Below are 9,051 nucleotides of genomic sequence, written 5' to 3' on the forward strand. Positions count from 1 at the left end.
GCCTCAGCCCTCGATAGTCCGGACTGTTGGAAATTTTTTTATGAGACCAGTCGGAGATGGATGGGTTCCCGACACCTGCAGACCTCACTCAATTATTGTAGTCTTCACTACCGTAAAGTTTGTGCAATATCAATTTTGCAATCTGACTTCAGCGATAACTCACTCATTTCAGATACTGATCTTGTTAAGGAAACTCGAAATTCCGCAACTCGGTTTCACCAGCTTTCGTTTCAAAAACTGTTACATTCCAACCGCGCTAATTTCCTACGGTCGCGGCCCAAAGAAATAAGTCTCAGCCGGTTGCAGACAGCCATTACCCTTTGTCGTCGATCTTGAGCAGTACAGCGTGACAAACTTTCCAACCATATTGGTCAAAAGGCCGACCTTGGCATTCTCAATGCCATCTCTGTATTTCTGTCTAACAAGTAAGCCGCTTTTTGATCCGTATAGCTAAACGATTCAAAGCAGACTTTCGTTGTACCGCGATCAACGTGCGTGTTTGGGCCAATTTCTGCGACGTGTCCCAACTTGCGGAACTTACCTATGTCGGACCGGCAAAACGATACGAAATGCCCAAAACTCACTTGTTTGCGCTTAGCAACTCACTGGCTTTTTCTCCGATCATTATCGCTGGCGCATTGGTATTGCCGCTGACGATTTCCGGCATGATTGAGCAATCGGCGACACGCAGATTTTCGATCCCTTTGACCTTCAGGTTTGGGTCCACAACAGAGTTTTCCGAGGTTCCCATCGCGCAGGTGCCTGTCGGGTGATAGATCGAGACAGAATTCGAGCGCGCCCAATCCAAAGTGCCTTCGTAGTCATCGCGGGACAGATCAGAGGTTGGTCGGAACTCTTCTGAAATCTTAGAATCCAGTGGATTATGCCGGGCGATATCCCGCGCGATGTTCACGCCGTCGACGATGGTTCTGCAATCAGTTTCTGTCGACAGATAGTTTGGAATGATCTTGACGTAACTGGCCGGATCGGGGCCATCCAGACGCAGTTCCCCGCGGCTTTCCGGCCGCAGCTGACAGACGGACATTGTGAAGGCAGAAAACGGGTGCACGCCCTCTCCGGGGCTGTCGGCCGACCAGGGCTGAACGTGGAATTGAATGTCGGGTGTCTGAACTTCGGGGCGGGTTTTCAGAAATCCTGTGGCAAGGCTGGCCGCCATTGTCATAGGTCCGGCCCGGAATAGCGCGTATTTCAGCGCGATCCGTGCCTGATTGAACAGGCTGCGCACTTCATCATTCAGCGTTGGCTCGTTGCATTTGAAAACCAGGCGTGCCTGCAAGTGATCCTGCAGCCCTTTGCCGACGCCGGGCAGCGAATGAACGGGTTCAATGCCGTTGGCCTTCAGATGATCTGGATCTCCGATGCCTGATAACATCAAAATCTGAGGTGAGTTGATGGCACCACCGGACAAGATGATTTCGCGGCGCACTTTGATCGACTTCACTTCGCCAGACCGGTCGCGATAAAGAAGGCCGGTTGCTTTTTTGCCCTCCAGTTCGACCTTGGTTACCAATGCACGGGTGATGATGTTCAGGTTCGGCCTGTTCCTGATCGGTTTGAGGTATGCAACGGCCGCACTGCAACGACGACCATTCCGTGTGGTCAGTTGAAAGTAGCCAACGCCTTCCTGATCGGCCCCGTTGTAGTCGGGATTAAACGGGTAACCCGCCTCTTGGGCGGCGGCGACCCAGGCGTCACAGATTGGTCGCTGAATGCGCATGTTGGATACCGACAGCGGGCCGCCGGCACCGTGAAACGCGTCTTCGCCGCGTTCCTGATCCTCGCTGCGTTTGAACAGAGGCAAGACGTCATCCCAGCCCCAGCCGACGTTACCCATCTGACGCCAGCGGTCATAGTCCTCTTTCTGACCGCGAACATATAAAAGCCCGTTCAACGAGGATGATCCCCCAAGAACCTTTCCGCGCGGCCAATCAATCGAGCGTCCATTCAAACCTGGATCTGGTTCAGTGCGGTAACACCAATCCAATGAGGGGTTATGCATGGTTTTGAAGTATCCAACCGGTATGTGAATCCACGGGTTGGTGTCAGGTCCGCCAGCTTCCAACAATGCCACTGTTGTGCTGGGGTCAGCGCTTAGCCGATTGGCAATGACACAGCCCGAAGAGCCTGCTCCGACGACTGCATAATCCACCTCCATGACGGTCTCCTCCCAAGGTAACTGAAAAAAACACTATGCAAATTGCCGGAACTATACTAGCATTTTTTGATACAAAACGTCTCAATAATTGCGATCAGGGAGGTAAGCAATGGAGATCGGTAAGAAACTAAGCGGTGTCTCACGGCGGGATTTTTTCCGTGTAGCCGGGCGCTATGGCATGAGTTCAACGCTGCTGGCAGCGGGTGGCTTTGGCGGCGCGATGAGTTTGGCCAATTTGGCGCAAGCCGCAGAATCAACTTATGAAAAACGGTTTTCGAAAGAACCCAAGCACACGCTGAAATTCGGTGCATCAGGTTTCAATACGCGCAACCTGCTGATCGAACGGGCAGGGGCCATCGAATTCGCCCGAGATCTGGAAGAACGCACTGACGGTGAGATTCGGATCGAGTTCATTGGCGACAACCAGATCTGCGGACAACTGAGCTGTGTTGAGAAGACTCAGCAGGGAATCGTCGACATCTATGCGGCGTCGACCCAGAACTCAGCGGGCGGTGCGCCATATCTGAACGTGCTGGACTATGCCTATATGTTCCCCAGCAGGGCGGCGCAGTATCATTTCTTCTACAGCCCCGACAGCCAGCGCATTCTGCGAGACCCCCTCGAAAAGCGCCACGGGCTGAAATTCCTGTTCACACACTGCGAACTACGCGGCCTGCAGATGGGCTCGACCTTCTCTGACAAGCCGACAGTCACCAAGCTGGAAGAGCTGTTTGGGACGAAGAACCGTGTAACGGGGACGCAGCTTGGCCGGATCGCCATGCAGCTGCTGAACCTGAATCCCGTGCCGGTGGCATGGGAAGAAACATTGGACGCACTGAAGACGGGCCTGATCGACGGAGCGGAAACTTGGGCATCAGCCGTTGCCTACGCAAACATGGCTCCGGTCGTCTCGCAATCCGTCAATCTCAAATTCTTCTGCGGTACTGAGCATACGTCAATGTCGGCGAAAGTGTTTGACGGTCTTGGCGGTGAACTTCAGGACGCGGTTATGGAATCGTCCTATTTCACGCAGGCCCTTATTCAGGGTGCAAACGAAGCTGCACTGCTGAACACGGTTGGTTTCTCGGAACCACAGCTGCCTAACACCATCTTTGCGGAAAACGGTGTACGTGCAGCATTCCTGCCGGACGATCAGATCAAACTGGCCGAGGAAATGTGTGCGCCGAACTTTAATCCTGAACCCTGGGCGCAGTGGCGCGAGCGGCTGAACAAATGGGCCGGTGGCATCGACACCTATCAGGAAATCTACGACATCGCGCGGCAGATCCCAGCAGACACACTGCCCGAAAACGTTGAGCCCCGCCGTTGGTGGAAAGGCGCGGCCTGATCTAACATTTCGAACCGGCCCCTCGCGGGCCGGTTTCTCTAAACACCGACTGGGAGGACGGGGTTCATGTCACTATGGGCAGATATCGGGGCAATATTCAGCGCCTTGCTCACTCGCGATTCATTCGAAATCCAATCCGCATTGGAATCCGACGCCGCATGGGTTGTTGGCACTGTTGCCGCCGCGCTCGGCGGTTTTCTTGTAATGCTGATCTATCGCAAAGTGCCCTTTGTTGAACGCCACTTCGAACGGTCGATCATGGTCTATTCCTACCTTGCCATTGCGCTGATCATCTTCTGGGGTGTGATTGACCGCTTTGTCTTTAACGATCAGGAACCCTGGTCTACCACCATTCCTCCGCTTCTGTTCATGATAATGGCCTGGTTTGGTGCGTCCTATAATGTCCGCCTTCGCACGCATCTTAGCTTCAGCGAGTTTCGCACCGCGATGCCGCGCGGCGGTCAACTGGCCTGTCTGTTTCTGGATGCCATTTTGTGGTTCATCTTTGCGGTCATCGTGATCGTGACCACAACACGCCTCGTTGCGCTGTCAGCCTCGAACTTTCAGATCGTGCTTGGGACAGACAACATCATGCAGTGGTGGTTTCTGTTGGCCGCGCCTGTTTCCTTCTTTTTGATGGTCGGTCGCGTGTTTCAAAACCTTGCTGACGATCTGCACAATTGGAAAACCGGAGAGCCGCTGATCAAGCAGGCCGTGATAGGGGCAGACTGATGACAGACGGAACTTTAGTTACACTTATTTCGCTGGGCGTGACGTTTCTGTTCATGTTGGGCGTGCCGGTGCTGCTGGTCATCGGATACTGGGTCATCGGATGCTCTTTTGTTTTGGGCCTGACGCTCGACAACATGGGCGCGGAATTGCTGAACGTATTCAACAAGGGTTTTGCCCTTCTGGCGATGCCGCTGTTCATCCTGACAGGTGACCTGATCAACAAGTCGGGCATCGCGCGAAGATTGAGCGATTTCGCATATTCCTGTCTGGGCTGGATACGTGGCGGTCTGGCGATGGCATCGCTTGGCGCGTGCGGTCTGTTTGCTGCGATTTCAGGGTCAAACTCGGCCACCACCGCAACGATCGGTTCGATGCTGCATCCTGAAATGGTCAAAGGCGGCTATGACGAACGCTTCAGCGCGGCCACCGCGGCGGCGGGAGGTACGGTCGGGATCATCATCCCCCCATCAATCATCTTCATCGTCTACGGGTTCCTGATGAACCTTCCCATTTCTGAGCTGTTTGTCGCCGGTATCCTGCCTGGCGCGCTGATGGTCTTTGGCATGCAGTTTGCATGCTGGATCATTTGCCGGATCAACGGCTGGGGCCACCTGATCCCGCTGCAACTGAACCGGATCCTAAAAACCGCCTTTGGCGCCTGGCTTGGGTTCTTTGCCATCGGGCTTGTGCTTTGGGGCATTTATACTGGCAAATTCTCCCCCACCGAGGCTGCGGGCGTCACAGTTGGCTTCTGTGTGATCGCCGGATTGGTCAGTTATCCGATCAACAGAATAATGGGTGCGCGCGACGATGTTTCACCCACCGAAAAGAGCTTTGCTGAAATGTTCGTCGTAGAAGGATTTACGATCCCTGAGATACCTTCGATCGTGATCCGTTCGGCCCAGATCACCGGCATTCTGGCCCCTCTGATTGCGATCTCGGTTGTCATGCAACAGATCTTGTCGTTGCTTGGCGCACAACAAACGATCGGAGATTTCGTGACTTCGATGGGGGGATATTACGCGGTTCTGTTCACATCGATGGTCATTGTCTTCTTCTCAGGCATGGTGCTGGAAAGCTTGCCCGTGACGATTATCCTTGCGCCGATCCTCGCACCAATTGCTGCGTCGGTGGGTGTGGACCCGATCCACTTTTCGGTGATTTTCCTTGTGGGTGCATCGATTGGGTTTATCACGCCGCCTTATGGTCTGAACCTCTATGTTGCGTCAGGTGTGACAGGCGTGCCGTACTTCCGGTTGCTGCGCTACACCGTTCCGTACCTTGTGGCTCTGCTCTCCGTATGGATTTTGGTTTCTCTGGTGCCTGATCTGGCCTTGATACTTCTGCCAAACAACTAGAGTTTAGCGGAATGGCAAACGCAGATACACGAGAGAAAGAAACCCAAATCCCGACGAACCTGCGTTTGCTATTTCTCCTTGAAGAGGTTGCAAGGCGCGGTGTCGCAGTCAAACCGTCAGACCTGATTGAATCATTGGGTCTGGCAAAACCAACGGTCCATCGGTTGCTGCAAACGGCCGAGGCCGAAGGGTTCCTTCAGCGAGACCTGGATGGCCGATCGTATGGACCCGGACCACGGTTGCGAGAGCTTTCGGTAAACACGGTGTCATCGGAGCACCTTCGAACGGCTCGTCTCGCGATCCTTCGGGGCGTCGCCGACGAAATTGGCGAAACCTGCAACCTCGCCATCCCGGATCGGGAAGGAATGATTTATTTGGACCGGGTCGAAACGGAATGGCCCTTGAGGATTCAATTGCCGATTGGCACTCAGGTTCCGTTTCATTGCACTGCCAGCGGAAAGATGTACCTGTCCACGCTTCGTCAAAACACGCTGGATGGGTTTCTTTCCGCCCGTAAGCTGAACCCGAACACCCAAAAAACAATAACTGACCCAGAAGCATTGCGCGCAGAAATCTTGGGTATCGCCCAAAAAGGATACTCAACGGACGACGAGGAATTCATGCCCGGGATGACCGCAATAGCTGTCCCCGTCCTGGATAAACACAATCGGCTTGTAGCAACACTGTCTGTTCACGCGCCAACCCAGCGTCACGAAATGCAAAGTTTAGTGCAGTTTCTGTCGCTCTTGCAGTTTGGAGCAAGCAAATTATCGGGATTGCTTTCGTCATAGAAAAGCGTCGGGATTTAAGCTGCCCTTTGAAGCGACACAAATCTGATCGTTTCTTCTGCCAATTACCCTTTGGGAGATTTCGGCCCTCGGCCAAGCAACGATCTGCCGTTATTGCCCCGGATGTTTGAACACGTTGAGGTCCGCTGCGACAGCCAGCAATCAATCTACGAAAAACTGTCTAGCCGCCTGTTTCTTGGCATATATAATGTCATCCTCGGTTGGTGAGTGAAACTCCGGCTATCACCAGCGCACCGCCCACCAGCATGGAAACCTCAACCGGTTCGCGCAAGATAGCCGCCCCAAGGGCTACCCCGAAGACGGGGACGAGATTGGTGAATACTGCCGTACGCTCAGGTCCAAGCGAGTGTACCCCCCGATAGTACCAAACAAATGGCACGACTGTTCCACCAATGGCCAGATAGATGATGGCCAAAGTGCAGGTGAACGTGGGCAAACGCGACAGTTGCACGGGACCGGCGAGCGGCAACCCCAATACCAGAAACACAAACCCAATTAGTGCAGCCCAGGTAGTTGCCGCCAGTGGCGAGAGGCTTCCTAAGGCTTTGCGTCCAAGAAGCGTATAGCCCACCCAACTACCCACCGCTGCCAGCATGAACAGTTCTCCCTGCCCAAAACTCTGCCGGACGTCAGTCATCAGTCCGGCAACGTCCCCTCCGCTAATCACGATCACGGCCCCGGCTAGTGCCACACAAATCCCGGCAACTTGCGCAATCGGTAGGAGCCGTCGCGTAATCAGCCCCCCGGCTAGAGCCACGGCTATCGGATTGAAGGCAACAAACAGTGCCGTTCGCGAAGCTGGCATCTCAGCCAGAGCGGCAAAGAAGAACAGGTTGTAAAGGCAGACGCCGGACAGTCCCAGAAGCACAATCAATACACTCTGCCGCCAGTTGAGGCGGGGCAAACCACCTTCCGCTTTCCAGACAAGATAAAGCAATACCAGAGACGCCAGGCCAAACCGAGCAGTTGCCGCGACCAGAGGGGGCATTTCACCCGAAACGACGCGGCCGGCAACAAATGTGCCGCCCCACAGGAAGGCCACCATTGAGAGCCGGACGTAAAGCAAAGCGCTCTGCGACGCTATGGGATATGACAGGGCTTGGGACATGGAAACACCTAAAACATCGGATTGCCCATGCCGAATTTTAGTTATACTATGTTATAGTCAAATGAGTATTTACTTATGACTTTTGGTCAGCTTGATATTTTTGTCACTCTTGCCGAAACGCGCGGGTTTACGGCTGCAGCATTGCGACTTGGGATAAGTCAGCCCGCAGTGTCTCATGCCCTCAAGAGTCTTGAGGATGAGCTTGGCATCACGCTTTTTAATCGCACCGTCTCCCCAATCGAACTGACCCCGTTGGGCGAACGACTTCTAACCCGCGCACGCGAAATTCTTGGGCTAGCCGACGCTATGCATCAGGAGGCCTCGGAGTATCGTGGAGTGCAGACCGGCAGACTGCGCATTGGGTCTTTTGGTGCCACGTCATCATTGCAGATATTGCCGCGCCTTCTCGAAGCATTTCATGCAGCCCATCCTGGTATCGAGGTACTGATTGAAGAAGCCGCTGACGATGAGATTATCCGTTGGATCGAAGACCGGCGCATTGATCTTGGTTTTGTCGTGTTACCAGATGAACGCTTCCGGACCTGGCCTGTGGCACAGGACCAGTTTGTCGCCTTGGTTGCTGCCGATAATACTTTGGCCAAGCAATCCTCAATCCGATTGGAGCAACTGTGCGAAATGCCATTCATCATGCCGGATTCTGGTTCTGCCCGGATCATCCGTCGTCTGTTCACGCAGTCCCGTCTTAGCCCAAATGTGCGGTATCGGACATCGCAGATGCTAAGTACTTTGACCATGGTGGCACGCAATCAAGGCGTCTCGGTGGTGGCCGAGATGGCCTTGCCGCCAACGAACGGAAAAGAGGGCTGGGTCAGCAAACCGCTCAATTCAGTCAGGACACGAAAGATTGGGCTAGCGATGCATCCGCACGCAACACCATCCCCTGCGGCGGTCGCTTTTGTTGAGGTCGTAAAAGAAAGTAGAGACGATCTTTGACGACGTGTGCAAGGGAAAGAAGCGACATCTCGATTTGTACATTTTATTCAATTCGAACATAAGAAAACACCTCGTGAACGAGAGGTTTGCCCGGCTCAGCGGACATCGGTGCTCCTCATTGTTGACTATCGAATGTCTGCTGTGAGCCTATTCTGTTGAAAAACTCTTCCTTGATCGACGTGCAAGTCGCTGATTCAATTCCTGTACTGAACAGGAGAATGAGCGATGATGGGGCCAAGGCAGCAAGCACAAGGGTCACTGTTCTACGAGTTCTCGGTTGAGGATCATGTCCCGCAAGACCATATTCTTCGAGGTATAGATCGGTTCATTGAACTGTCTGATATCCGCCGGCACCTTGCTCCGTTCTATAGTTCGACTGGCAGACCGTCCGTTGATCCGGAACTGATGATCCGGATGCTGCTGATAGGCTACGTGATGGGCATCAGGTCCGAGCGACGGCTCTGCGACGAGGTGCATCTCAACCTCGCTTAGTGGACACTATGAGGCACTCTATGAGCATGCGTAAGAAGCGGTTTTGGTCGGATGAAGAGAAGCGGGAGATTTGC

The 9,051-nt window shown here is 53.8% G+C and carries 7 protein-coding genes and 1 pseudogene; 6 read left to right on the forward strand and 2 right to left on the reverse strand.

Going from position 1 to position 9,051, the window contains the following annotated elements:
* Window positions 1-580 precede the first annotated feature (580 nt).
* The gene (locus AC2FJC_RS07520; protein WP_496739000.1) at window positions 581-2,176 is read right to left on the reverse strand and encodes a GMC family oxidoreductase; all 1,596 of its coding nucleotides are present in this window, start codon (window positions 2,174-2,176) and stop codon (window positions 581-583) included.
* Between the two features lie 109 nt (window positions 2,177-2,285).
* Between AC2FJC_RS07520 and AC2FJC_RS07525 the strand changes: the two genes are divergently transcribed.
* The 4 genes from AC2FJC_RS07525 (at window position 2,286) to AC2FJC_RS07540 (ending at window position 6,405) form a co-directional block, all read left to right on the forward strand.
* On the forward strand, window positions 2,286-3,524 hold the full coding sequence (locus AC2FJC_RS07525) for a TRAP transporter substrate-binding protein (protein WP_058273422.1): 1,239 nt from the start codon (window positions 2,286-2,288) through the stop codon (window positions 3,522-3,524).
* A 66-nt stretch (window positions 3,525-3,590) separates the two neighbouring features.
* The gene (locus AC2FJC_RS07530) at window positions 3,591-4,256 is read left to right on the forward strand and encodes a TRAP transporter small permease (protein WP_058276699.1); all 666 of its coding nucleotides are present in this window, start codon (window positions 3,591-3,593) and stop codon (window positions 4,254-4,256) included.
* A complete protein-coding gene (locus AC2FJC_RS07535) occupies window positions 4,256-5,614 on the forward strand; it encodes a TRAP transporter large permease (RefSeq protein WP_170561336.1) in 1,359 nt (452 codons plus the stop codon). The genes AC2FJC_RS07530 and AC2FJC_RS07535 overlap by 1 nt, the downstream gene beginning before the upstream one ends.
* 11 nt (window positions 5,615-5,625) lie before the next feature.
* On the forward strand, window positions 5,626-6,405 hold the full coding sequence (locus AC2FJC_RS07540; RefSeq protein ID WP_496739001.1) for an IclR family transcriptional regulator: 780 nt from the start codon (window positions 5,626-5,628) through the stop codon (window positions 6,403-6,405).
* Between the two features lie 208 nt (window positions 6,406-6,613).
* Here the strand turns inward: AC2FJC_RS07540 and AC2FJC_RS07545 are convergent, their stop codons facing one another.
* Window positions 6,614-7,531 carry a DMT family transporter gene (locus tag AC2FJC_RS07545; protein ID WP_496739002.1) on the reverse strand — a complete coding sequence of 306 codons (918 nt, stop codon included), beginning with the start codon at window positions 7,529-7,531 and terminating at the stop codon, window positions 6,614-6,616.
* Window positions 7,532-7,606: 75 nt separating this feature from the next.
* On the opposite strand from AC2FJC_RS07545, the gene AC2FJC_RS07550 reads away from it, so the two are divergent.
* Both AC2FJC_RS07550 and AC2FJC_RS07555 read left to right on the forward strand, forming a co-directional pair.
* A complete protein-coding gene (locus AC2FJC_RS07550) occupies window positions 7,607-8,485 on the forward strand; it encodes a LysR family transcriptional regulator (RefSeq protein WP_496739003.1) in 879 nt (292 codons plus the stop codon).
* 225 nt (window positions 8,486-8,710) lie between these two features.
* A pseudogene (locus AC2FJC_RS07555) lies at window positions 8,711-8,974 on the forward strand (transposase); the annotation flags it as partial.
* Window positions 8,975-9,051: the final 77 nt, after the last annotated feature.

This window comes from Ruegeria sp. CDSB117, assembly GCF_059611005.1.